Origin of the sequence: Pumilibacter muris (assembly GCF_943193045.1) — a bacterium.
In the GTDB taxonomy this organism is placed as follows: domain Bacteria; phylum Bacillota; class Clostridia; order Christensenellales; family Pumilibacteraceae; genus Pumilibacter; species Pumilibacter muris.
This window is the reverse complement of sequence record NZ_CALPCN010000002.1, coordinates 108,926-132,043: the sequence shown is the minus strand read 5'-3', so window position 1 is coordinate 132,043 and position 23,118 is coordinate 108,926. Positions and strand designations below refer to the sequence as shown.

Genomic DNA, 23,118 nt, shown 5'->3' with positions numbered 1-23,118 from the left:
CGTTGTTATAATTATAAAAGGAGGCGGAACTTATGACTGTGACTTTAAGCGCGCTGTTGGCGTTGTTTTTGCTGTCGCCGATGTTTTTAATAGTGTTTATAGCGATTGCGTGCGGCTCCGTTTCCGAAAACAAATCGGGCGACAGGATTATTCCGCCTTGCGACAAAACGGAAAATAATGCGGCGAATAAATTTTCCGAACGGCAAACGCTTGTTCCCGCCAAAAAAGCGACGGTAGTTGCCGAAAGAGCCGACAGGCTTGTTCCGCCGCCAAATCCCGCGTTTGCGAAAGGTTCCGCAGTAAATAAAAACGTAGGGTGGGCGCCCACCGCAAAACTTGTTCCGCCCGCAAAATTTGCGCAAGCGGCGCATAAACCTCTTTCCGCTCGGCAAATAAGGTTTATGAAAACAATTCGCGTTTTAAGCGTGATTTTGGGCGTGTTATGCGCTTTGGCGGTGTTCACAATTTCGGCGTGCACGTTTTTCGGTTCAAACGCCGCAATGCGTTACATAGAATTGCAGTTGGAGCGTTACCACACCGTTCGCGCCGTTAAAGGGTATATGGCGGCGTCGTTTGTTTGCATGGCGCTTTCAGCCGTTTGCGTAATGTTTACGTTCGTGAGCTTTTCGGAGCTTTGCAAAGTGGGGGAAGCGGGCGGTAGTTTGGCGCTTTTTTTCGCGTTGCATATTCCGCTCATATTGTGGGCGGCTTTCTTCCGCGATTCGTCGCTTTCGCAATGCTTGGTTACCGTTATAATATCCACAGTGTTTCTGTGTATATACGCCGCTTTAATGTGCTGTTTTGTAAGGCGTTCGAAAAAACGTAAAGCGTAGCTTTATTTTATAAAAGGAAGGTGATGTGTTTTGGACGTTACTTTTGACTTTTTGATATTTATGTTTTTGTTGCTTCAATTGTATGTGTTTTTGCCGCCTGCAATTGTTTTCTCGGGAGTGTTGGTTGTGTTTCAAATACAACGCTTCGTAAGAAAAAAACGCTCTAAAAATAAGCCGAGCGATGAAAATTGTGAACATAAGACCGAACTCCAAAAGACTAATGTTCAAACGGTGCAAATCGAAAAGCCTGCTATTACTGCGCAATCTAAGTTTAAGCTTGTCCCGCCTTCTAATAATGCTAAATTGAACAAAGATAATAAAATAGTCAAGAGTCTTGTTCCGTTTAAATCGCAAAAGGTTGATTTATACAAACTTAAACAACAGAGTAAAGCAATGACAAATAGAATTAGCATAGTATCGCGTGCTGTTTGTATGGTTATATGTGCTGCTCTTTTATTGCTTGTGTTTTATGTGGCAGTTCATTCGGTGAACAATGTGATTGATTTGAATATTGGAAAAAAGCGCGTCGTGTGGACTATTGTTTTTACCGTTGCAGACGGTATTGCAACTTTGGCTTTTTTTGTATTTTGGCGTCGCGCTTATAAGTCGCACGCGCTGTATGGCTTTTTTATATTGCTTTATTTCGAGTTATGGCTTTTTTATCTTTGGTTCGGATGGTCGGAGTATATCGTAAAGAACATAAATGTGTCGGATATTGAATTTAAAGGGAGTTTTTTTATAGGGGCGCTTTGTGCGATTTTGGCAGTTGTATTTATAATTATATTACTTTTTTGCGAGCCTGTTTCTAACTTAAAAAAAGAAAAAACGCCTCGTAAGCAAATTAACGCCGAAGTTAAAAAGGATTGAAAAAAAAGACGCTAATGCGTCTTTTTTTAATACGGTTTATTCGTCGTCTTCGTCGAGTTCGTCCTCTTCTTCGTCGTCAAAGTCTTCGTCGTCTTCGTCAAAGCCGTCGAAAGTGTCGGGATAGTCGAAATCGTCCGAACGTTCGGGAACGGGTTCCTCGTCTTCTTCGGGCTCGTCGTCGTCCAAAAGCGGCTCGTCGTCGAGCGGCAAAATACCGATAGGACTCATGTCGTCGGAGTCGCGTTCCATAGCGTCCCACTCGCTCTTTTCTTCGGCGGCTTCGCGCTCTTCGCGTTCTTTAAGGCACAAAAAACAAATTTCCTCGTCTTCGCCTATATAGTTCACTTGGCAAACGGGGCAAAGCTTTTCAAGCCCCGCCTCTTCGTCGTCGGGCAACAAAATGCTGGGGTCCACAAGACCCATTTCGGCTTTGCAAACTGTGCAGTATTTTTCTTTTACGTCAATATAATTCAGCTCGCATCTCGGGCAGAGAATGTAAGCGGGCTTCTTGTCTTCTTTTTTCACTAAATCGGCTCCCCGTTTTTCTCGCCATTATTATATTCATATTCGTGCCGTTTGTAAACTGTTTTTAGCGTGTTTTTTAAAATTTTTTACAAGTTTTTTTCGTCGCGCCGTTTTTCCCGTGTTATAAAAGGTTGCAAAACGCAAAAGCGCCGCCGCTCTAACTTGAAATAACGGTAGACGATTTAGTGGAGCACAGTTGGCGCGGGGAGTGACGGAAGTAATAAAAAAAGACAGGCTGTTTGCCTGTCTTTTTGTTTTTGAGCTAATTAGCTAATTTAGACGTTTAACTATGCTTTGGGACCCGCGTTCACAATGTTGGCGGGCATGTGAGTATATTTTTTAAAGTTCTGCACGAATTCGCCCGCAAGTTTTTTAGCAAGACGGTCGTATTCTTTCTTGTCTTTCCATACGCTCTTAGGGTTAAGTATGCCGCTATCCACGCCGGGACAGGTTTTGGGAACGGCAAGCCCGAAGAACGGCTCCGTTTCGTATTCCACTTTTGCAAGTTCGCCGTTGAGCGCGGCGGTAACTATCGCGCGAGTTGCGGGAAGCGACATGCGCTTGCCCACTCCGTAGGCGCCGCCCGTCCAGCCCGTGTTAATAAGGTAAACGTTTGAGCCGTGCTTTTTGATTTTTTCGCCGAGAAGCTCCGCGTATACGCTCGAATCGAGGGGAAGGAACGGAGAGCCGAAGCAGGTTGAGAACGTGCAAACGGGGTCGGTTATGCCGCGCTCGGTGCCAGCCACTTTGCTCGTGTAGCCCGAAACAAAGTAGTACATTGCTTGTTCGTTAGTGAGTTTCGATACGGGAGGCAGAACGCCGTATGCGTCGGCGGTAAGGAAAATAACGGTGTTGGGATGACCGCCCACGCCGGGAATAACCGCGTTGGGTATAAAGTCGATGGGGTAGGCAACGCGGGTGTTTTCGGTAAGGGTTTTGTCTGTGAAGTCGGGCACGCGGGTGTCGGAATTTACGATTACGTTTTCCATAACCGCGCCATGACGGATAGCTCCGAAGATTTCGGGTTCTTTTTCCGCGCTGAGGTCTATGCACTTGGCATAGCAGCCGCCCTCTATGTTGAATATGCCGTCGTCTCCCCAGCCGTGTTCGTCGTCGCCTATAAGTCCGCGATTAGGGTCGGCGGAAAGGGTGGTTTTGCCCGTTCCGGATAACCCGAAGAAGAGCGCCGTGTTGCCGCTTCCGTCTTGCGCCATGTTTGCGGAACAGTGCATTCCGAGCACGCCCTTTTTGGGAAGCAGGTAGTTCATAACGCTGAACACCGACTTTTTCATTTCTCCGCAGTATTTGCTTCCTGCGATTAACACCAACTTTTTGGTGAACGAAACGAGAATCGCGGCCTCGCTGTTTATGCCCTCTTTTGCGGCGTCGAGCTTTAAGCCGGGCGCGCAAATAACAGTGAAATCTTCTTTATAGTTTTTAAGTTCTTTTTCTTCGGGGCGAATAAGCATGTCGTGCATAAAAAGATTTTGCGACGCAAACTCGTTTATAACGCGCACCGCAATGCGGAATTTATGGTCGGCGCCCGCAAATCCGTCGAAAACATATAAATCGCGGTTCGAAAGATAGGCGGCAACTTTGCCGTATATGCGCTCGAAAGTTTCGGGCGCAATTTTCTTGTTTTCGGCGCCCCAGTTGATTTCGTTGGTGATTTCGGGCTCGTCGGCAATAAAACGGTCTTTGGGGCTTCTGCCTGTGTATTTGCCCGTTTCAATCAAAAGCGCGCCCTTATCGGTAAGACGTGCGGGCTCGGTTTTAAGTGCGGTTTCCACAAGAACTGCGGGGCTGAGGTTGCGGCTCACGCTCTTGGGATTCATGATTCCGTATTTTTCAATGCCGTAAGTTTCCATGATTTTATACTCCTTAAAATTTATTTTACGTTCTTTTGTGCAAAGGTTAAAACACAACTATGCCAACCTTCACCAAATACAATTATACACCATATTTTTTAATCGCGCAAGTAAAAACCGATAATATGTATATATGTTAAAGATGTTTTACTTTTAAACTTTTTTGAAATACTTGTCTTTTGTAGTTTTTCATGTTATACTATACCTGTTATACTATATATATTATATAAAAAATTTTTAAGAGGGGACAAGCTTATGAAATTGAGAAAGAGAAACATTAGTATATTGTTTATTATTGCAATTACAATTTGCACAAGCTTAGGGTTATATGGTTGTTATGACTATGCTACTGACAAATCCGGAAATTACCCTTCTGTACCTGATAACTCGTTAGATAAAAAAGACAATTCACCGTATTTATATGATTACTGCGAGGACGGAACAATACGATTTAATGGTTATAGGGAAAAAATTATTTTAGCACATTTAATACCTACCAATATTGAAAATATACCCGTAACCGAAATTGGGCAAAGAGCGTTCGAGGGCGAACTCGAAAAATACGGAATAACGAGCGTAACTATTCCCAAAACGGTTAAAGTTATAGGAGCGTCGGCGTTTGCAAACAATAAACTTCTCACTAACGTAACGTTCGAAGAAAACAGTGAATTGAAAACAATTTCTTCGGAATGTTTTTCGGGTTGCGAAAGCCTCGAAAACGTGACGCTGCCGAACAGTTTGATGAATATACAAAGTATGGCGTTTTACGGTTGCAACTCGCTTACAAGCATAACCTTGCCAAAAAACGTATTTAATTGCGCCTCTAATGCATTTGCAGAGTGCTCTTCTTTGCAAAGCGTGAGTGTGCAAAGCGGAAATCGAACGTATACTTCCTTAAACGGTGTCTTATTTGAAAATGACGAAAAATTACTTGTGCTGTATCCGTTTGGGAAAACGGATACGGCATACGTTGTGCCCGACAGTGTGCTTGAAGTACAAGCGTATGCTTTTATGGGCAACAAGCATTTGCGCTCGGTGGATTTGAACAATGCGAGCTATGTTCGTCAATTCGCGTTTTTCGACTGCGAAAATTTGAATGAAATCAAAGGGGACGCATTGACGTTTGCGGAAGCGGGCGCGTTCGAAGATACCGCTTGGTTTACCGCAAAAATTGCCTCTTCGTCCGAATTTGTGGAACTCGGAAAAGTTCTGTTTAAGTATCAAGGAAACTCGGAAGAAGTTGTTTTGAAAGACTATGCTTATGTCATGGCGCTTGCATTTGCCGAAAACGTGAATATTAAAAAGCTCACGGTTGAAGGCAATTTGTGGTACGGTTTCGATATGAGCGCGTTTTACAATTGTAAAAATCTTGAAGTTATAAAAATAAAAGACGCAAGCAAAATGCTTAGAGCTGGTGTGGGAAGTTTTGCGGGCGTTTCCGAGAATTTAACGGTATATGTGCCGAAAACATTTGAGGAAGATTATAAAGAAAGTGAGGATTGGGCAGATTGCAAAAATATATTGCCCATAAAAACAACTGTGCATTTCGATTCTTGCGGGGGAATGTCAATTGCAGACGGAACTGTATATTATGCTTATCCGCTTTCTCCTAATCCGGTCTCCGAGAAAGTTGGTTTTCAGTTCAATGGTTGGGAATGTAAAGTTGGAGAAGACATTTTCAATATAAAAACGGGAGAAATTTGGGAACACGATTTAGAAGAGTGCACTTTTACCGCGAAATGGAGCGAGAGAGATTACACAATTCTATTTTATATTGAGAATTACAAAGTTGAAGAAATGCATTACAAAATAAGCGAGGGGCTTATTTTCCCCATTCCCGAAAGAGAGGGCTACACGTTCGACGGTTGGTACGAAAGCGAGGAGTTCACAGGCGAAGCAGTAACCGAAATAGCGGCGGGAGAAGCGGGCGACAGAGACTACTATGCAAAGTGGATTCCCAATAAATATGTTTTAACGCTTAATTACAACTACGACGGTTGTCCTGTGCCCGCTACGGAAGAAATAGAATGCGGTTCGGCGTTTAAATTAGATGCGCCCGAACGCGAGGGCTACATTTTTGACGGCTGGCGTTATAACGGGATTTTGCTCACAAACGAGAACGGCGAGTCGGTTATGAATTGGAATATCGCCGATAACGCCGAATTATACGCCGATTGGTGGTAGAGTAAATTAAAAGAGGTATTATCGATTTCTTAAAAAAAAATATATATATTATATAAGAAAAAAGCTATGCTTATCGTAAAGCATAGCTTTTATTTGTTAGGCGAGCAGCTTTGCCTCGCTATTTTTCGCTTAGTTTTATGTCGCCGCAAATAACGTCGCTGTATGAGCAGGCGAGCAGTTCTATATTTTTATTGTCCGCTATTTTAAGGGTGAACACCTGCGGATAAACGGCAAGAATGCTTCCGCTGTATTTTACGATTTTCTTGCGTCCTTTGTTCACGGATATTTTAAGAGGGCGTCCCGTCAGCTCGTTTACATAGGCTTTAACTTCGTCGATACTCTTTGCGCACTTTCTCATATTCGAAAGTTTTTCCTTCGGCTATTATAAATATACGAAATAAAAAAAATTTTTGTTCTATTCAGGACGGGCAGGCTATATAATATAGTGTTATTTAGGACAAATCATCTTTTAGGAGGCAAAGACACTTATGGCTTTTGAACCTGTTTATTCAGACCTGTCGCCGTCGTATCCGACGCAGCTTGCCGCAGGTCAGGCGGTGATTGAAGCGAGACTGTTGCCGGCGGGCTTTACGGTGGGGAAGGTTCTCTCCGCATCCGCCGACGTCACGGTTGTTCCGGGCGAGGTTTTCACGGGCGAGGCGCGGTACGGAGGAAAAGCCAACTTCCGCGTGCTGGTGCTGGACGGAGAGGGAATATGCCGCAGTCTTGACTACGTTGCCGAATTTTCCGACAAGCTTACGGGCGAGGGGATTACCGCGCAGACTTCTCCCGCGCTTTCGTGCTGCGTGCTCGACACCGACATAGTGCTTGCCACCGAACACGAAATCAAGCTCGCGTGCGTTGCCGAAGTGCGCCTTATCGGCGTGGGCGGCGAAAGCGTGCGTTGCTTAACGGGCGGCGGCGACGGCATATACACGCACGACGATAGGCTTGATTTTACCCGCCTTTCGGGAAGCTGCAACGAGAGTCGTTCTTTTTCGGATACGGTGAGCGTGTCGAATATAGACGAATTGCTTTTTTGCGAACCCCGTTGCTGCATAGTGAAGCGCACTTGCGGCTCCGACACTGTAACGGTAGAGGGCATTATAATAAATGACGTTACGGGGCGTAGCGGCGACACCGTTGTGTCGGTTAGGCAGGAAACGCCTTTTTCGGCGGAACTTGCGGTTACGGGCGCTCACGGCGGCGACGTTTGCTCGGTGTTGGCGCAAATTCAATCGTCGCATGCCGAGCTTGTTGGCGGCGAAAGTTCGTCGGTTGCGTGCGATTGCACCGTAGGCTTTGTTTGCCGCACATTCTCGGAAGACGTTGCCAATCCCGTTTGCGACGCGTTCAGCGTTACGCACGAATTGCTTATATCCGGCGAATCGGTTAAGGTTCCCATTCCCGTATGCGAAGAAACTTTCTTCGAGCGCGTTGAAGGCAAAGTTACGCTCGACGAAAACATGCCGCTTGCGGATAAAATTTTATCGACGTGCGGCAGTAGGCTGAGCATAACAGCCGCCCTCGCCGAAGAAGGCAAACTCACGGTAGAGGGAATGGCGGCTTGTTCGATTGTGTATTGCTCGGAAGACGGGCAAAAAGCTTCGGCGGCTGTTGAACTTCCGTTCTCGCTCACAGTTTCGGCAAACCTTAAAGAGGGCGATGTTGTTACGGCGCGCGGAATTGTTACGAACGTAAACGTTAAAATCCGCCGCGACGGAGAACTTGAAATAAAGGCGGATATTGCGGTGGAATATTCGGCTTGCCGCGAAGAAGTGAAATATATTATATCCGAACTTGCGGTTGGCGAAGAACGCGCACTTCCCACAGGAGCGGTTGCAATTCATATCGCGCGCAAAGGCGAAACCCTTTGGGACGCCGCAAAAGCTCTCGGCACAACGCCCGAAAACGTGTTGTTGCAAAATCCCGGCATAGCTCTTCCGCTTTCTGGCGGCGAGCGCGTGCTCACATACCGTTGCCTCAGCGAAAAATAAAAACATTGAGCGCCTTACGGGGTGCATAGCGAATAATTAAAAAATAAAACCGATGCCGAGAAAAATTCTTGCGTCGGTTTTTTTCGTGCGTTCAGTTGCGCGTTATGCGGGGGGGGGGGCGCCTTTATTTATTTTACGGTAAGCTGTGGGCGGAACGCCCGTAAACTTACGGAACAGACGGTTAAAGTAACTTTCGTTTTCGAATCCGAGCGAAAACGCGATTTCTTTAACCGTCTGTTTGTTTTCCAAAATGGCTTTTGCGGCCGCGCTCATGCGCTTGTTTAGCACGTACTGTCGGGGCGCTATGCCAAACTGTTTTGTGAACAGGTTGGCGAAATACGTTGTGGAAAGATACATGAGCCGGGCTAAGTCGCGGTTCGAAATTTGCTCGGATATATGTTCGTCTATATATTGAAGCACGGGCAAAAACCTCGCGCTTTCGTTAAGGTCGTCTAAAACCGTTTTATTCGGCAAAAAGCGCGACAACAAGTAGCGGCAAATTCCGTCGGTTTTGAGAAGCGCCGAAGGCGATTGCGCCGTTTGCGAGGAATTGAAAGTTTCGATTAGTTCGGAAAAAGCCGCTTCGTCGGAAGGGAGCGCCGCAGTTTTATATGTCGGTTTTAATATGCTCAAATAATTCGCGGTGGTTATATCGAGTTCGAAGTGCACCCACGCGTGTTCCAAGATTTCCTCGCAGTCGGCGTCTATCACCGAAAACGCGGGCACGAAATAAATATAGCCGGGCGTAAGCAAAAGCTCGGTGTTTTGAAGCAAAAGGCGTGCTTGTCCGCTGTGCACGAAATACATTCGGTAATACGGAAAAAACGTGACGAATTTATGCCACGACTTATCCACTTTATCATGCCCCGCTTCGGTTGTGCGGATTGTCGTTTGCGCGAAAGGATTGTTGTCCGGTTTCGCGCTTAAAATTTTGTGCCAATCTGCTCTCATCATGTGATTATTATAACATAAGTATAAGAAATTTGTCTCCCTGTCGGGAGAAAATCTGTAATTTGTGCAATTATATCGTAATTTTCTGCCTTGAAAAAATTGTTTTCGGGATTTATACTGTTAGTATCGAACAAAAAATGCGGAAAAACCGCGAAAAAATTTTGCCGACGGCAAAAAGTAATCGGAGGGTAACGATGAGCAAAATAAAAAAGACCGTTGTATCGGCTGTGTGCGCCGCAGTAATGCTTTTGGCGTTCGGGTGCGGCGAACCGAAAAGTCCGAGTAAGGAGCCCGACGTGACAGAACAATATCCGTTATACGTTTCCGATATTGAAAGCATTTCGTACAGCGCGGAAACTTACGCGCAAAAAATGTCGAGCCCGTTTTGGCTTTCGAACGTTATGTACAACGAAATTGCGGTGCCTTTTGAATACGAGGACGGAAGCGTTTACGCAAACTTAATGTACGCGCCCGAGCGCGTTGTGTCCGTTATGGACCAACAGCTTAAAGTTACATACGAGGAAGGAAAAGACTACACGGTGGATAAGGCGAACAAGCGGCTTGTTATTCCCGCAGGTTCCTCCATTGTGCCGCTTTACGAAAAGGCGGACGAAGGCGTGAATCCGCCCGAAGGCAACTACGAGCTTGTAACCGCGCCTCCTGGCGGGCTTGCCATGCCGGACAGCGTGAGCAAATACGTTATTTGGAACAACGGCGGCGGTCCGTTCGTTTATACCGAATGCAGTTATTTTTACGGTAAGTATTTGTCGGTTACTTACGCTTACGACGTTTCCGAACTTCCGAAGAGCGTTTTTAATCGCCACGACAAAACCATGCTTGCGGGAGTACGCAACAAACTTAAAGCGGGAAACGATATAAGCATGGTTGTGCTCGGCGACAGCATTTCGGCGGGTTCGTCGTCTACTTCCGACTTAAAGGTTGAGCCCAACACTCCGAGTTATTCCGAGCAGGTAAAAGCCGAGCTCGAAAGGGTTTACGGCGCGAAAGTGGACTACACAAACGTTGCGAAAGGCGGCAGCATGAGCGATTATCCTCTCGGCGAGGGGGCGGCGGCTCTTGCGGCGGCGAAATCGGCAAAGCCCGACCTTTGCATAATAGCCTACGGCATGAACGACCTTTCGGGCACTACTCCCGCGAAGTTTCAAAGCAACATAGAAGAAACTATGCTTGCGGTGAAATCCGAATCGCGCGACTGTAATTTTATTTTGGTTAATTCGTTTCCGTGCAACGATAAATTCGTAGGCAACGTATACGAGACTTTGGGCAAATACCGCGCAAAGCTTAACGAATTGCAAGAAAAGTACAACGACGGCTCCGTTACGGTTATAGACATGCTTGCGCCCGGAGAACACTTTTTAACGAGAAAGAAGATTTGCGAAATATCTTCGAGCAACGTAAATCACCCCAACGACTTTATGCACCGCGTTTACGCGATGAATATCATGACGGCGATTTGCGATTATAAAAACTGAAAAAAATAAGTCCGCGTTGCGGAAAGGAGAAAATGACATTATGAAAAAACTGTTCAAACTGCTAATTGCTTGCGTGCTCGCTCTTGCGTTCGCCGTGTCGGCGGCGGGTTGCGGCGAAATCAAACGCGGCGGCGAAATTACCCGCGACGAATACGACGTTAATTTAACGTTGCCCGCGTCGTATCAAGGGGAAATCAAAGTTTTGCGTCCCGACAACGAGGTTGAGGAAAAAATTCTCAACGCTCTTATCAAAGGCTTTAACGAAAAATATCCGCTGATAAAAGTAACCACAAACTTGCTTTCTATGGATTCGTATAACGCCACCGTTATGCGTCAGTTCGAGGCGGAAGTGCTTGCCGATATTTTGTGGACGGACTCCGCCAAGTATTACTTTTTGGTGGCTAACGGAATCGCTTTGAACCTCGACGCATATCTTGATGCGGCGAAAGCGCAAGGCGTGTTCGACTACGAGCAAGATTTTACCGACGAAGCGAAAAAAATGGGTAAATACGGCGAATATTTGTTTGCCGTGCCCCGCACATGCGATTCGGTTATAACGTTCTACAATAAAGAAATTCTCGGCGTTGCGGGCGTTGATATGAGCGTACTCAAAAACGGCTGGACGTGGGACGAATTTTTGGGCGTTTGCCAAAAGGTTCGCGACTATTACGACGCGCAAGGCAAAAACAACTACTATCCGATAGACGCCAATCTTAACTGGGAGTCGGTGGGCTATCCCATAATAAAATCGCTCGGCGGCGAAGTTATTAACTCCGACGGCAAATTCGCGCTCACGGCGGAAGTAAATCAAAAGGTGAGCGACTTTATAAAAGTGCTTGTAGACAGGCGTTTTGTGGCGAGCAAAAACGACTCGGTTAGCAGCTTCGAGGGCGGCTCGGGCGCGCTGTTGTTCCAATCGGCAACCATCGACAAATTCGAGAATTTGGCTGTAACTCGCGGCAAGTTCGACGTTTGCTCGTTCCCGCTTATAAACGGCGAAAATTCGGCAATCGGTCACGGTTTTGCGGGCTACGCGGTGAACCGTAAGCTTAAAGACGAGCCCAAAAAACTCGAAGCGGCGCTCGCGTTTATGGCGTATCTTATGAGCGAGGACGGACAGCAGATTATCGCCAAAGAGGGCGGACTCACGTTGCCGTCGATAAGAAGCGGACTTTCGCAAGAAAACCCCGACGCGATTTGGCACAAAGAATATACCGAAAAAGGATTTAACGTTGCTGCATACGCATACGGTTCGCAGTATAAAACCGACCTCGACTTTATCGGCTACATAGACCCCATTTTCGCGTCCGACGTTGTGAGCGCTATCAGAACGTATGTAGGCTCGTATGCCGTGAAAGAAACTCCCGCAAACGCGCTCAAATACTTTAAGGCGGACATAGACGATGCGTTCAACAGCGTTGTTGAATAAGGCTTCGCGCAAGCGCACTCCGCGCGAGAACGTGAAATACTTTTGGCGTAAGAACCGCACGGGTTGGCTTTTCGTTTTGCCGCTTGTTATAGGCTTGGGAATATTTACGGTGTATCCCATGATACAGTCGTTTATATGGTCGTTCTATAACTATACGGGCAACAGGCTTTATTACCCCGTAGGGCTCGGAAACTACATAGCTATTTTCACGCGCGATTCCGAATTTTGGCGTGTGCTCGGTAACACCGTTTTCTATACGTTTGTGTCGGTGCCCATAGCGCTCGTTACGAGTTATCTTTTGGCGGTGCTCGTGAACCAGAAAATGAAGAGCGTAGGCGCTTTCAGAGTGTTGTATTATTTGCCCGTTATAATTCCCGGCGTGGTGTCGGGACTCTTGTGGAGCGACATATTCGCCTACAACGGACTGTTCAACAAAATGCTCGGTTGGGTGGGGCTGCACAGCGACTTTTTTAACAGCGAAAGGTGGTATGTTGCGATAGGCTCGATTTTCCTCATGAATTTGTGGGGCGTGGGCGGCGGCATGATACTGTGGCTCGCGGCGTTCAAAGCTATTCCGTCACAGCTCTACGAAGCGGCGAGAATAGACGGCGGCGGGCGGGTGCAACAGTTCTTTCACGTTACTATTCCGATGAGTATGCCGATGATATTCTTTAACGTGATTACCATGCTGATAGGTTCGTTGCAATTCAACGGCACTCTCGTGTTTGCCTACGAGGGCAAGGGCGAAAACGACTCACTGTATATGTTTGCCGTTAAAATTTATAACGAGGCGTTCAAGAGCAGTAAATACGGCTATTCGAGCGCGCTCAGTTGGGTTTTGCTGTTTTTTGTGGGCATTGTTACAGCCGTTTGCTTCTATGTGCGCAAAAAAGTGTTCGACTGGGAGGAGGGCTGAGAATGCAACAGGCGTTATTTAACAAGAAAAGGATAGCGAAAAAAGAGCTCGCCTATAAAATAATAATCAATATGGTTATGGCGCTTATTGCCGTTATTCTCATTTTCCCGTACTTTTACATGATTAGCAAAAGCCTTATGACGGTGGAAGAAACGCTGTCGAGCGAAATTAAACTGCTTCCCGCAAAGCCGCAATTCGGAAATTACATGCACATCTTCGGCGACAAAGGATACGGCGCGGCGCTGTTGCACACAATGGAAGTTATTTTGTTCAACGCTATCGCTGTGCCGCTCTCGGCGACTTTTATTGCTTACGGCTTTGCGCGCTGCAACTTTTTCGGCAAAAAAGCTTTGTTCGCGTTCATGCTCTCGACAATGATGCTTCCCGCCGTAATCACTCAAATTCCGCTTTATGTGCTGTATGCCAAAATCGGCTGGCTGAACACGCTGTTGCCGCTCACAATTCCGAACTTAACGGGCGGCGGCGCGATATATATCTTTTTGGCTCGCTCGTTTATTCAGAGCTTGCCCGCCGATATAGACAGCGCGGCGAAAATCGACGGCGCGGGCGCGCTCAGAAGATTCTTCGTAATCACAATGCCGCTCTTAAAACCGATTATAATTTACATGCTTATCAACGTGTTCACGGGAGCGTGGGGCGACTATTACGGACCGCTTATTTGGCGCCTTGACGAAGACTTTCCTAACACAATCGCCTATAAAGTGTTTTATCTTTTGCAAAACAAAACCGTTGCCGCCGATATGGTTAATATCCGCATGGCGGCAGGCGTTTTGATGAGCATAGTTCCCGGAGTGCTGTTCTTTGTGTTCCAAAAGCAGTTGATTGAAGGGGTGGCTATGGACGGACTCAAAGGCTAACGGCGGCATATAGCGGCGCGTATAACGGCTACGTCGGTCGAGTCGGCGCGGTTATGTGCGAGGGAGCACACGCCCTTGCCGTCTCGACCGCTGTTACCGCTCTCCGCACCACTCTCTGCCGCCTTAGGTGGGGAAATAGGGAAAACTCACAACCGTTCTTCGCCGCCTTAGGTGGGAATATAGGGAAAACTCGCAACCTTTCCGCCCCGCCTTACGGGGATGTCCTTAGCCGAGCGTGCGAACGCCACGAGCCGTAGGCGAGTATTGCGAGGAGCGCGAAGCGTAGCGCGGCAGTCTCAAACGTAAAGCAAAAAACAAAAAAAGGAGAAAAAAGCGTGAAAAAAGGAAAAGGCATTTTGTGCGCGGCTATGGCACTTATCGCGGCTTTGAGCGGCGTTGCGTGCGGAGATGCGGAATCGAACCCGCCGGCGCAGTCGGAACTTAAATCCGACACGCGCAATCTTTCGCCGCAGGAATACAGCGTTGCTAACCTTACGGCGATAGACGATTACGGCAGAACTGTGGAAATCGCCGAACCGGGCACGGGCGACAAATACGTCGGGCTATTCTACTTTGCGTGGCTCGGCAATCAAGGCATGACGGGCATATACGACGTGGATAAGTTGGAAAAAGAAAATCCCGACGCGCTTTATAACCCGCAGGACACTACGGGAAAAAGCCCCGCGTTTCAGTTTCACTTCACAAACGAGCCTCTTTACGGCTATTACTCTATGAACGACGAATGGGTTATTACTCGGCATATAGAGCTTTTCACTATGGCGGGAATAGACTACGTTTTGTTCGACTACACCAACTCGGTGGAATACAACCACGTTGCCGAAACGGTTTTAAAAGTGTGCCGCAAGTTCAAGCAACAAGGTTGGAAAGTGCCCGCCGTAGGTTTTTACACCAACACGGGTTCGGCTTCGGTGGTGCGCTCGCTATATAAAACTTTTTATAAAGGCGGCGAGTATGACGATTTGTGGTTCAGATTTAAAAACGACCCTCGCCCCGTGATTGTGGGCGTTTCCACCGCGAACGGCGGCGCAACCGACCAAACGGACGCGAGCGAGTTTTTGCCCACCGACAGCGAGGAGTTCAAATATTTTAATTTTTACGAATCGCAGTGGCCGTCGTCTACTACCCGCAACGAAGAGCGCGGGCTTCCTTGGATGCAATGGGGCGACCCCGTTCCGCTCGACAATAAGTTCGCGTCGGTGTCGGTTGCTCAACATTCGCAAAAAAGCGTGTTCTTTTCGGAAATGCTCAACACCACTTCGCGCGGCTATAACGGCGCGGATAGCGTAGAAGAAGACTGGAAGAAAGGCGCGAATTTCGAATGGCAGTGGAACATGGCTCAAACTTACGCCGAAAAAGGCTTTGTCGATAATATTTTCGTTACGGGTTGGAACGAGTGGACGGCAATTAAATACCCGTCGGCGCAGTATCACGACCCCGACAACAAATGGGCGGGAATCCCCGAAGGACCGAGTCAGGTTACGGGCAAAGAAATTTGGCTTGTTGACGGCTACAACGCCGAACACTCGCGCGACGTTGAAATGAGCAAAGCGGCGGGCGACGGGTTTTATATTCAAATGGTGCGCGGCGCTCGCAAATTCAAAATGGGCGAGGCTAAGCGCTACAAAATGCGCACAAAAACTTTTGCCGACCTGAGCAATTTTGCGGCGTGGGACAACGTTTTCGTGGAATACGCCGACTTTGCGGGCGACGCTATTGCGCGCGACGGCGAGAACGCGGCGAGGGTGGCTCACAGCTACATAGACAACAGCAACCGCAACGATATTAAAACCATTAAAGTGGCTCACGACGACAAAAACGTTTACGTTTACGTTGAAACGGTAGACGACATAACGGCGTACAACGGAACCGACACTAATTGGATGAACCTGTTCATATCGGCGGGCGACGCGACAACGAGCTTTGCGGGATTTAACTACGTTATTAACCGCAAGCCTAAGTCGGGCGGCAAAACGAGCGTTGAAAAGTGTTTGGCAAACGGCTATAATTGGAGCGACGCGGGCGAGGCGGAATATGCGTGCGCGGGGAATAAAATAGCGTATAAAATTCCGCTTGCCGCTTTGGGATTAAAACCCGACGACGTTCGGTTCTCGTTTAAGATTGCCGACAACGTGCAAAAAGAGGACGACATTTTAGACTATTACGTTTCGGGCGATTGCGCTCCCATAGGTCGGTTCGGATACGCCTATGGAAAATAAAATCTTGTAACGCTCCCTTTGCAAGAGCAAAGGCGTTAAATACAATATCTTTTAAAAAAGGAGAAGGAAAATGGAAAAAACGAAAAACAAACGCCTTATCTTAACGGCAATAGTTGTGTGTTTGGCGTTGTGCGCGTCGGCGCTTGCTTTCGCGGGCGGCGTGTTTGCGCGCGCCGCCGAAAGCGCGCTGACCGTAGAGGGAAAGCTCGAATGGCAGCAATATGTGCCTTCGGAGCGCAAGGAATACGATTTGAGCGCGCTCACTGTGAAAAACGGCGAAGAGACCGTTACGGTAACTCACGAAATGCTTGATTTTTCAAGCGTTGACGTTGATACGGCGGGAGACTACACCGCCAAAATTACCGTAGGCGAGGCTCAAGCCGAAGTGCCCGTAACTATAAAGGCGAGCACGGAATTCACGGTTGATAGAGTTAGACACTCGGATTGGGGTAGTATGGAGTTGTGGACTACAGGCGGGAGCAATTTTTCCGATGCAATAGGCAATACCATGTTGCCGTATGTAAATTTGAAATTTGCTAAAAATACTACAAATGATAATGCCGTATATCAAGGCGGCACAGGGGCGCCAAGATTTTACATTCCTTCATGTATAAGTCAATATACGGTTGGCGATATTTTAACGGTTTATAAAGGTTGTCCGTTTCAACAAACCGAGCGATTGAGAGCAACAGTTGCATTTATTTATAACGGAAAAGGCGCTTCCGAATTAGATAATTGGCTTAAAGTTGTTGAGCCTGAGGGCGAAGTTACAATCGAAAACAAAGACAGCCTCAGCGTGGATATAGGCAAAACGTTGCAACTCAATATTACGGGTGCGGACAACGCGACAAAAATGTTCGTTGCCGACGACGACGGAATAACAGTAACCGACGAGGGCGTTATTACGGGTATTAAAGCGGGCACGTCGTCGCTTACGGCGTTTATAGGCACAAAAGCGTATAAAGTTAACGTTGAAGTTACACAAACGGCTACTATTACCGACGTTGAAGTTACGGGACAACTCGAAGCTTTTCAATACGAAAAAGCCGCCGAAGTCGATTACGATAAACTTACGGTTTTAAACGTTTTCGACGATGGCACGAAGAGCCCCTTAACTGTAAAACCCGAAATGTTTACGTTCGACGGCGTGGATTTTAACACGGCGGGAGAAAAAAACGTACCTTTTAATTCGGGCGTTGATGGCGCAACCGTAAACGAGGTTAAGCTCGTATTGAAAGAAAACGCCGAGCTAACCGTTGCTTCCGTTTATTACGATGGCTCGAATTATAAAGATTTGGCAATCGAATTTAACGGCACGAGTAACACGGTTGAAGACGCTTACGGAAATACTCCTGTTCTTGCGGAAGTTCGCAAGAATATGAACGGATATATCGAATTGAATCACGCTAAAACCACAACTAATAACGCGGTGGACTATCGCTTGGTTCAAAGAAACATTTTCCATGTGTATGCGGCGGGCGGGTTTGATAATACGGCTTTCTATACTCCCGGCGACACAGTGACGGTAAAAGAGGGGTTGCGGTTTTTGCGAGGAGAACGAATAAACGAAACCGTTAAATTTATGTATCGCGGCGGCGACGTTGCCGATAAAACAAACTGGGTTAAAATAACCGAGCCTGCGGGAGAGTTTGCGGTTGAGAACGAAAACGACCTTAAAGTTACCGAAGGCAGAACAATTCAAATAAACGTTACGGGTGCCGACGACGCAACCAAAATTTTTATTGCGAACGACGACGGAATAACGGTGTCCGACACAGGTCTTGTTACGGGCGTTGAGGCGGGAACTTCTAAGCTCACTCTTTATGTGGGTAGCCAAAAGAAAGAACTTACTATAACGGTTAATTCCGCAACGGTGTCGTCCGTTAGCGTTACGGGCGAAATCGAAGTGTGGCAATATGCCGACCTCGATTTGGAAGCCGACATTAGTAAACTTGTTGGCAAATTTACCGTTGGTAGCGACACTGCCGAAGAAGAGTTGACAATAAGCAAAAGCATGCTCAGCTTTAACGGCGTGAGCACCGACAAAGCGGGCAACACTCAAAAAGCGATACTCTCTTACGGCGGAAAAACTGCGGAAGTTACCGTAAACGTTAAAGCAAGCAAAACGTTTAAAATTACGAGCGTTGTAGAGCCGCAAGGTTGGATTCACTTGTTGCTTTCGTTTAACAGCGAAACTCCGTTTGACGCAACTAAGGCGGATTCCATGATAAAATACATGGAAATGCACAAGCAGAGCGTTCCCGATAAAACCAAAATATCGTTGCATACGGGTAACTTCACGGGACCGCGTTTCTTTGTGGGAGAATATGCCGACAAATGGACGCTCGGCGACACCGCCACATTCAAAAAGGGCATGCCGCTTGCCGACAACGAAAGACTTGCCGAGAGCGTTACCTATGTGTATTCTTCGGTGGGCGAAAACGGCAAACCCGTTTGGGAAATCCTTGTTGAGCCCGAGTCGTTCGAACTCGATACGTTACCCGAATTTTTATACGCTAACACAACTCATCAAATAATTGTGCTCGACGACGAGAACGTTACCGCAGTTTACAAATTCGAATCGAGCGACACCGATTATGTTTCTGTTGACGTGTTCGGCGTGCTTACCGCGCGCGCGGCAACGCCCGCAGATAAAACGGTGAAAATAACGGTTTCGTATAAAGAACTCAAAAAAGAGTTCACGCTCACCGTTAAACCCGAACAGCAAAAAAGCGCGCTCGAATTAGAGGGGGCTTACAGCAAATATCTTGTGCCCGTAGGCTCGTCGTTTGCGAGCGCAGGCTACAAACTTACGGCGCATTATGTGTATGCCGACGGAAGCAACGGCGTGTCGTTCGAACTCGGCGCGGACGCGTTCGATGAGAATTTCGACTATAACACTAAGGGAGAAAGAACTCTCACGATTACCGACCCCGTAAGCAAACTTACTGCAACGGTGCAAGTGGAAGTGTACGAAATTACTGCGGCGCAAAAGTTTAATTCCATAGGCGTGGCGGGCTACGCGATTTTCGACAACCGCAATCCCGGCGAGGGAACTTGGAACGGCAACATGATGATAGGCGCAGGTTCGTATACGCCTAACAATAAAAACGCGCTCGGCGGAGCTCAGTGCGACGACATGAAAAGCTACGTTACCTATACTTCCGCCGACGGAAACAGCGAACACGACGTTGGGCTTTGGATGCTCGGCGGCAACATTCTTATTTTTATTGACGGGCACAGTTTCGCGCCCAGCACGAAATACAAATTCGAACCCGGCAAATGCCCTTGCGGCACCGACGAAGAAAAGCTTAAAGACTGTCCTCATTATGTTGACGACGACGAATTCGGGCAAATTTACATGCTCGGCGACAAAATCACTTTCGCAAAAGGAATGCCGCTTTACGCTTGGCACAAGTTGGGCGAGGGAGAAAACGACGGCTACTGGTATGTTTGCGCCCGCATGGACGACGACTACACCTACTATTGCCACGAGCAAGACGACGTTAAAAGCTTATGGCAATACTACAAGGAATACACCGACTTTACTGTGGTTGAAACTATGACCATAACTGCGGGCATGGCTCAACCTCTCGGAGCTAAACGTATTCCCGAAGACGCGACCACAGGCGTGTTTACCTATGTGAGCGAAAAACCCGACGTTGTAACTATTAACGCGAGCGGCACAATGGTGGGCTTGAGCGTCGGTCAGTCTAAAATTTTGGTTAAGCTCGTTGGCGGCAAAGACGAAAACGGCAACCCTCTCGAAGAAATCGTGCGCGAAGTGCTTGTAACCGTTAAACGCGGCATATCCAAGATAGAAGGCAATTTCACTCTTAACAAAGGCTCGTCGCTCGACCTTTCGAGCATGAAACTCACGGTGCATTTCTCCGACGGAACAACCGAGCAAATCGCGCTCAGCGACGAACGCGTAACCGTTGAGGATATTAGCACAAGCGAACTCGGCGAAACTTCTTACAATGTTTCGGTTACGGTAGACGGAGAAACCCGCAGAGGCACAATAACCGTTAACGTTGTGAATAAAAAATCGGGTTGCGGTTGCAAATCGCAGGCGGCGAGCGTAGGCAGCATAGCGCTTGCAATCGCTGCAATCGGACTTGCGCTCATTATTTCTTTGCGGAGAAAGGCGCGCGTTTAATTGGTGAATAATAAAGCCACAATTTGCTAATATGTTGTTTGCAAGCGTCGGTACCGCCATGCTGTCATTGCGAGGAGGGCGAAGCCCGACGTGGCAATCCTAAATACAGAACGAAGATTGCCGCGTCACTCACTGCGTTCGCTCCTCGCAAAGACACAACTGCCATACTGTCATTGCGAGCGAAAGCGAAGCAATCCCCTACGTTCAGCGTGTAACGCTTTTAGCAATGCTTTTTGCAAACAAAAAAGCTTGAAAATACTTGCGGAGTTTTTACTATGATTCAAATTTACGACCTTAGAACCGAATACCAAACCCGTCCGCTTGCGGCGCCCGAGCGTCCCGCTTTTTCTTGGAAATGCCGTAATTTGAGCGGCACGGCTTCGTATAAGCTCGCCGTGTCGTCTTCTCGCGCGCTTGCCGAGAAGGGTGTGGGCGACGTGTTCGATTCGGGCGTGATTGCGGGTATGCCCGCGCTTGTCGAGTACGGCGGCGAGCCTCTTTTAACTCGAACCGCCTACTTTGCCAAAGTCACCGTTTTTTCGGGAGAGGAGAGCGCGCAAAGCGAAATTTGCGAGTTCGAAACCGCGCCGAGTAAAGCCGATTTTCTCGGCACTTGGATGGCTATGCCTGTGAACAATCAAGGCGGAACGGCTCTATTTCGCAAACGTATAACTTTAAAAACCGGCCGTGTTGCGCGAGCCCGCGCTTATATTTGCGGGCTCGGCTATCACGAGCTTTTTGTAAACGGCGCAAAGGCGGGGAACGCGGTTCTCTCGCCCGCAGTGTCGGATTACGCAAAGCGAATGTTTTACATAGCTTACGATATTTTGCCTATGCTTAAACAGGGCGAAAACGTTTTCGGAATAGAGGTTGGGCACGGTTGGCTCGGCTCCAAAAAAGTGCTCGCGCAGTTTTATTTAGACTACGAAAACGGAGAAACGGAAGAATACCATTCGTCGGTAAACGGCGGTTGGTGGGTGGGGCACAGCCCCACGAAAGACAACAGCGTGTACGGCGGCGAAACTTACGACGCCCGCAGGGAAGACGTTGTTCCAAAGTTTTGGGCGTCAGCCGAATTCGAACCGTCGTGGAGCACGGGGTGGATGTTCACAATATATTCGCCCGCGCCCGACGGAGAACTTTTGCCGCAACCGCTTGAAGAAATTACGGTTTCCGATACTTATCCCGCAATGTCGGTGTGCGAAAAAGGGAAAGGAGTGTTCGTATACGACGTTGGAGCCAATATAGCGGGTTGGGCGCGAATACGGGCGCGCGGCGAACGCGGAGCTAAAATCAAGCTGAAATACGGCGAGCGTCTTGCCCCCGACGGAACTGTGAACCGCATAAATTTGCGAACGGCGAAAGCGTGCGACACCTATATTTTAAAAGGCGAAGGCGAAGAGGAATTTGCTCCGCGCTTTACATATCACGGTTTTCAATACGTTCAGGCGGAAATATGCGGCAACGCGGAAATTTTAAGCCTTACGGGCGAACACGTTCATAACAACGTGAGAATAGCGGGTTCGTTTAGTTGTTCCGACGAGCGGCTTAACAAACTGCACGAAATAGCGGTGCGCACCGAACTCAACAATCAGCACAGCGTGCTCACCGATTGCCCGCAACGCGACGAGCGTTTCGGGTGGCTCAACGACTGGGGCTCGCGCTTTTATCAAACTGTTTACAACTGCGGCATGGAAAGGTTTTTTCCTAAAACGCTGTTCGATATATCCGACACGCAACTTGACGGCGGCGAAATTGCCGACACGGCGCCTTTCTATACGGGAGGCAGACCCGCCGACCCCGTGTGCGTGGCGTATCCGTTGCTTGCGGTGCTCAGCTACACGCATTACGGCGACCCTCGCCCCGCGCGCGAAAATTATGCGGGAATTAAAAAGTGGGTGTATTATCTTTTGTCGCGCTCGGATAATTACATTATGGATTATAGCTACTACGGCGACTGGGTTTATCCCGGTTGCTACGAGGCGGAACGCGCCGACGGCTTGTGTATTTCAACTTTTTATCTTTACTGGCATTTGGCGCTTGCCGAACGTGTCGCGCGCATTGCGGGCATGAGCGCCGACGAAAAGGTATTTCACCGTCATGCCGAAAAATGCGCCGCCGCAATCAACGAAAAATATTTCAACGAAAAGCTTGCTTCGTATTCGCGCGGCTCGCAGGCGGAAAACGCTATAGCGTTGTCGCTCGGGCTTGTGCCCGAAAAGCACCGCGAGCGCGTTGCCGAAAATCTGTATTCAAACGTTAAAGAGCACAACCATCATTCCACTTGCGGAAACATAGGATACAGGCATTTGTTTTATATGCTTTCGGAATACGGGCACGCCGACGAAGTTATAAGGGTGCTCAATAATCCCGAATATCCCGGTTGGGGATTTATGCTCCGCGAGGGCGCAACGAGCGTTTGGGAACGTTGGGAGAAAGAAATGGACGTTGAAATGGATTCGTTCGACCACCCGATGTTCGGTGCTTACGACGCTTTTTTCTATCGGTATTTGGGCGGAATAGGAATATCCGACGACGCATGCGGCTGCGATAAAATAACCATTGCGCCCGTATGCGTAAAAGAGCTTGATTTTGTTGATTGTTCGTTCGATACGGTGCGCGGCAAAGTGGTTAGTTGTTGGAAACGCGAAAACGGAACAATTAACTATCATATAGAAATTCCCGCGTCGGTTACAGCCGAAATAGTTCTCTGCGGTAAAAAATGCGTTCGCGGAGAGGGAAGCTACGATTTTGTTGAAAAAGAAACTGATTAGGAGGGTT

Annotated in this window: 15 protein-coding genes; 11 read left to right on the top strand and 4 right to left on the bottom strand. The window is 47.9% G+C overall.

Annotated elements, in window-relative coordinates; all coding sequences use genetic code 11:
* Window positions 1–32 precede the first annotated feature (32 nt).
* Both NFR62_RS03290 and NFR62_RS03285 read left to right on the top strand, forming a co-directional pair.
* A complete protein-coding gene (locus tag NFR62_RS03290) occupies window positions 33–833 on the top strand; it encodes a hypothetical protein (RefSeq protein ID WP_251614008.1) in 801 nt (266 codons plus the stop codon).
* Between the two features lie 126 nt (window positions 834–959).
* Window positions 960–1,700, top strand: coding sequence for an SLC5/6 family protein (locus NFR62_RS03285; protein ID WP_251614004.1), 741 nt, complete (start codon window positions 960–962; stop codon window positions 1,698–1,700).
* Between the two features lie 36 nt (window positions 1,701–1,736).
* On the opposite strand, the gene NFR62_RS03280 is transcribed toward NFR62_RS03285, so the two are convergent.
* Complete coding sequence (locus NFR62_RS03280) at window positions 1,737–2,225, bottom strand: hypothetical protein (RefSeq protein WP_251614001.1); 489 nt, start codon at window positions 2,223–2,225, stop codon at window positions 1,737–1,739.
* Window positions 2,226–2,512: 287 nt separating this feature from the next.
* On the bottom strand, window positions 2,513–4,093 hold the full coding sequence (gene pckA, locus NFR62_RS03275; RefSeq protein ID WP_251613997.1) for a phosphoenolpyruvate carboxykinase (ATP): 1,581 nt from the start codon (window positions 4,091–4,093) through the stop codon (window positions 2,513–2,515).
* Window positions 4,094–4,348: 255 nt separating this feature from the next.
* Here pckA and NFR62_RS03270 point away from each other — a divergent pair, with 255 nt between their 5' ends.
* Complete coding sequence (locus NFR62_RS03270; protein WP_251613994.1) at window positions 4,349–6,277, top strand: leucine-rich repeat protein; 1,929 nt, start codon at window positions 4,349–4,351, stop codon at window positions 6,275–6,277.
* Between the two features lie 118 nt (window positions 6,278–6,395).
* Here NFR62_RS03270 and NFR62_RS03265 read toward each other — a convergent pair whose 3' ends face one another.
* Window positions 6,396–6,635 (bottom strand): Veg family protein, encoded by a 240-nt coding sequence (locus NFR62_RS03265; protein WP_251613991.1) that lies wholly within the window; start codon window positions 6,633–6,635, stop codon window positions 6,396–6,398.
* Window positions 6,636–6,765: 130 nt separating this feature from the next.
* Here NFR62_RS03265 and NFR62_RS03260 point away from each other — a divergent pair, with 130 nt between their 5' ends.
* Window positions 6,766–8,274 carry a DUF3794 domain-containing protein gene (locus NFR62_RS03260; protein ID WP_251613988.1) on the top strand — a complete coding sequence of 503 codons (1,509 nt, stop codon included), beginning with the start codon at window positions 6,766–6,768 and terminating at the stop codon, window positions 8,272–8,274.
* Between the two features lie 102 nt (window positions 8,275–8,376).
* Here the strand turns inward: NFR62_RS03260 and NFR62_RS03255 are convergent, their stop codons facing one another.
* Window positions 8,377–9,228 (bottom strand): helix-turn-helix domain-containing protein, encoded by an 852-nt coding sequence (locus NFR62_RS03255; RefSeq protein ID WP_251613985.1) that lies wholly within the window; start codon window positions 9,226–9,228, stop codon window positions 8,377–8,379.
* Window positions 9,229–9,419: 191 nt separating this feature from the next.
* Between NFR62_RS03255 and NFR62_RS03250 the strand changes: the two genes are divergently transcribed.
* The 7 genes from NFR62_RS03250 (at window position 9,420) to NFR62_RS03220 (ending at window position 23,111) form a co-directional block, all read left to right on the top strand.
* Window positions 9,420–10,718: an SGNH/GDSL hydrolase family protein gene (locus NFR62_RS03250; RefSeq protein WP_251613983.1), complete on the top strand. Its 1,299-nt coding sequence runs from the start codon at window positions 9,420–9,422 to the stop codon at window positions 10,716–10,718.
* A 40-nt stretch (window positions 10,719–10,758) separates the two neighbouring features.
* A complete protein-coding gene (locus NFR62_RS03245; RefSeq protein ID WP_251613980.1) occupies window positions 10,759–12,147 on the top strand; it encodes an ABC transporter substrate-binding protein in 1,389 nt (462 codons plus the stop codon).
* Window positions 12,122–13,063: a carbohydrate ABC transporter permease gene (locus NFR62_RS03240; protein WP_251613976.1), complete on the top strand. Its 942-nt coding sequence runs from the start codon at window positions 12,122–12,124 to the stop codon at window positions 13,061–13,063. The genes NFR62_RS03245 and NFR62_RS03240 overlap by 26 nt, the downstream gene beginning before the upstream one ends.
* A 2-nt stretch (window positions 13,064–13,065) precedes the next feature.
* The gene (locus NFR62_RS03235; protein ID WP_251613972.1) at window positions 13,066–13,941 is read left to right on the top strand and encodes a carbohydrate ABC transporter permease; all 876 of its coding nucleotides are present in this window, start codon (window positions 13,066–13,068) and stop codon (window positions 13,939–13,941) included.
* 335 nt (window positions 13,942–14,276) lie between these two features.
* A complete protein-coding gene (locus NFR62_RS03230; RefSeq protein WP_251613969.1) occupies window positions 14,277–16,178 on the top strand; it encodes a DOMON domain-containing protein in 1,902 nt (633 codons plus the stop codon).
* Window positions 16,179–16,248: 70 nt separating this feature from the next.
* Window positions 16,249–20,337, top strand: coding sequence for an Ig-like domain-containing protein (locus tag NFR62_RS03225; RefSeq protein ID WP_251613966.1), 4,089 nt, complete (start codon window positions 16,249–16,251; stop codon window positions 20,335–20,337).
* 275 nt (window positions 20,338–20,612) lie between these two features.
* Window positions 20,613–23,111 (top strand): alpha-L-rhamnosidase, encoded by a 2,499-nt coding sequence (locus tag NFR62_RS03220; protein WP_251613963.1) that lies wholly within the window; start codon window positions 20,613–20,615, stop codon window positions 23,109–23,111.
* The last annotated feature ends 7 nt before the right edge of the window (window positions 23,112–23,118 follow it).

Bases quoted from the DNA above. Each gene is read 5' to 3' on its own strand.
- NFR62_RS03290 (WP_251614008.1), top strand. From the start codon at position 33: ATGACTGTGACTTTAAGCGCGCTGTTGGCGTTGTTTTTGCTGTCGCCG.
- pckA (WP_251613997.1), bottom strand. From the start codon at position 4,093: ATGGAAACTTACGGCATTGAAAAATACGGAATCATGAATCCCAAGAGC.
- NFR62_RS03270 (WP_251613994.1), top strand. From the start codon at position 4,349: ATGAAATTGAGAAAGAGAAACATTAGTATATTGTTTATTATTGCAATT.
- NFR62_RS03265 (WP_251613991.1), bottom strand. From the start codon at position 6,635: ATGAGAAAGTGCGCAAAGAGTATCGACGAAGTTAAAGCCTATGTAAAC.
- NFR62_RS03260 (WP_251613988.1), top strand. From the start codon at position 6,766: ATGGCTTTTGAACCTGTTTATTCAGACCTGTCGCCGTCGTATCCGACG.
- NFR62_RS03255 (WP_251613985.1), bottom strand. From the start codon at position 9,228: ATGATGAGAGCAGATTGGCACAAAATTTTAAGCGCGAAACCGGACAAC.
- NFR62_RS03250 (WP_251613983.1), top strand. From the start codon at position 9,420: ATGAGCAAAATAAAAAAGACCGTTGTATCGGCTGTGTGCGCCGCAGTA.
- NFR62_RS03245 (WP_251613980.1), top strand. From the start codon at position 10,759: ATGAAAAAACTGTTCAAACTGCTAATTGCTTGCGTGCTCGCTCTTGCG.
- NFR62_RS03240 (WP_251613976.1), top strand. From the start codon at position 12,122: ATGCGTTCAACAGCGTTGTTGAATAAGGCTTCGCGCAAGCGCACTCCG.
- NFR62_RS03235 (WP_251613972.1), top strand. From the start codon at position 13,066: ATGCAACAGGCGTTATTTAACAAGAAAAGGATAGCGAAAAAAGAGCTC.
- NFR62_RS03225 (WP_251613966.1), top strand. From the start codon at position 16,249: ATGGAAAAAACGAAAAACAAACGCCTTATCTTAACGGCAATAGTTGTG.
- NFR62_RS03220 (WP_251613963.1), top strand. From the start codon at position 20,613: ATGATTCAAATTTACGACCTTAGAACCGAATACCAAACCCGTCCGCTT.